The 352-nt window shown below is 31.8% G+C and carries 1 protein-coding gene; it reads right to left on the bottom strand.

Annotated features, from left to right (window positions below):
- On the bottom strand, window positions 1-352 hold a 352-nt coding region (locus CP352_RS10920; RefSeq protein ID WP_143465315.1), incomplete at both ends, for a site-specific integrase.

The following is a 352-nucleotide window of genomic DNA, read 5'->3' as shown; positions in this document are numbered from 1 at the left end:
TGCATTAATTGCCAGTCAACCATTACTGTTCTATTAGATGATTCATTCTTTGTAGGCTGAAAATGTCCAACTTTTTCTTTGTAATTCCACGATTTATTGATAATAATACTTTGCTTTTCAAAGTCGAAATCTTCTGGAGTAAGTGCTAGTGCCTCTGCAAATCTCAATCCCGTCTTAGCAATTAGAAAAAAGAACCAATCCCAATTTAATTCTGCTTTTAAATCTAATGATCTTAATAAAGTTTGCAATTCATAAAGATTTAAAAACTTTATTTTCTTTGAACTAGGTTCACATCCTTTAATAATAGCTCTTCTTGTGGGATCAGTTTTTAAGAGGCCGTCATCTACTGCAT

The sequence above is a fragment of the Lactobacillus sp. UMNPBX1 genome, assembly GCF_002554085.1.
GTDB lineage: Bacteria > Bacillota > Bacilli > Lactobacillales > Lactobacillaceae > Lactobacillus > Lactobacillus crispatus.
The sequence above is the reverse complement of the archived record's forward strand: the minus strand, read 5'-3'. Positions and strand labels throughout refer to the sequence as shown.